We start from the raw sequence: 1137 nt of genomic DNA, 5'->3' as shown, positions 1-1137 counted from the left end.
AGCGAGCACAGCAGCCCGATGCCGATGCTCCAGGCCAGCGCGGTGGCGCGCACCTGCTGCGTGGCCGCCGCGGTCGCATCGCCCTGGTCGCGGGCCACGACGTGCCAGCGGAAGCCCTTGAACTGCTGCGCCGGCCGGCTCTCGGCCACGGCGGTCAGCGACGGCAGGCCGTCGCTCCACAGCGCGTCGGCCCAGCTCTCCTGCAGCGCGGCGAGCTGCGCCGGTGCCAGGGTCGGACCCATGCCGGCCTGCGGCRCCAGCAGCACCGCCCCATCGGGCCCGTACACCGACAGCTGCTGCGTGGCCAGCAGGCCGCGCGGGCTCAGCACCGAGCGGCGCAGCTGCTCGGCCCATTGCCAGCTCAGGTGCAGCGCAATCACGCCGCCCAGGCTGCCGTCGGCGCGCCGGATCGGCGCGGCCACGTCGACGAACTTGACCGCTTCGCCGGGCGAGTTCGGCGCATAGCGGGCGAGCATCACCGCCTCGTGCACGTCGCCGGTCCACAGGCCCTCGCGGCCGTTGAGGAACACCGGGCGGGCGGCGATGGACTGCCCGAGCAGCACGTCGTCGGTGGCGGCGATCACGGTGCCGTCGGCATCGGTCACGCCGATCCAGGCGTAGGCGGGCAGGGTCGCGCGCAGCCGATCGAGCGCGCCGCGGATCTCGGCCGGCGAGGTGGTGCCGCGCAGCACGTCGAGCTGCGACAGCAGGCGCACGTCGCGCGTGCGCTCGGCCATCTCGTACGACAGTCGATCGGCCATGTTGCGCGCGGTCTGCAGCAGCGCCGCGCCGGCCTCGGTGTGCACCTGGTCGGCGGCCCGCCGGGCCCACAGCTGGCCGATCGCCAGCGACAGCAGCATCAGCAGCACGCAGCTGCCCACGCTGGCCTGCAGGCGCAGCGACCACTGGCGCGGTCGCAGGAGGTGGGTGGGGCGGATCACGCGCGAATTGTCGTGCTGCGCCAACGGCAGCAGTGAGCGGAAAAGCGAGCGGGAGCCTCGCCAGTTCGGCGCATCGGACGCTACGATGCCGCGTCCACCCGACCGGAGTTCCCCATGAACCTGCCCCGATGCGCCGCGCGCCTGGCGCCGCTGGCTGCCGCACTGACCGTGGCCGGCTGCGCCAACGTCCCGAACC

The 1137-nt window shown here is 74.2% G+C and carries 1 protein-coding gene; it reads right to left on the bottom strand.

The window, feature by feature from the left end:
• Nucleotides 1–941 (bottom strand): cache domain-containing protein (locus AC1D01_RS35805; RefSeq protein WP_477874439.1); only part of this gene is annotated, 941 nt, incomplete at its 3' end.
• Nucleotides 942–1137: the final 196 nt, after the last annotated feature.

It is taken from the genome of Rhizobacter sp. P3_B12 (assembly GCF_056402895.1).
This window is presented reverse-complemented; position numbering and strand designations above follow the sequence as displayed.